Source organism: Citrobacter sp. TBCS-14, assembly GCF_005280805.1.
Lineage (GTDB): Bacteria > Pseudomonadota > Gammaproteobacteria > Enterobacterales > Enterobacteriaceae > Citrobacter > Citrobacter gillenii.
Window position 1 is genome coordinate 1 of sequence record NZ_SZWM01000228.1, and the last position, 229, is coordinate 229.

1 pseudogene is annotated in these 229 nt (G+C 49.8%); it reads right to left on the reverse strand.

Going from position 1 to position 229, the window contains the following annotated elements:
- Positions 1–229, reverse strand: a pseudogene (locus FDX22_RS12235) (EF-P beta-lysylation protein EpmB); the annotation flags it as partial.

A 229-nucleotide genomic window follows, 5' to 3' on the forward strand; every position in this document is an offset into this window, starting at 1 on the left:
TCCTGAGAAGTAAGTACCTGACGCAAAAGCGGATCGTCTGGATTGCCTTTTTCCATGCGGGCAATAAACGCACGCGGAACGCGCAGGGCGAAAAGCCGTCTCGCATCGCGTCCGGCCAACAGTTTTTCATCTGCGTCTATATTCAAAAGATGCAGAAGTTCATCAGGATCGGTCACAACATCGGCAAGTTGCGATAACCAATCTTCTCTGGATGGGGTATTTAGGGTTA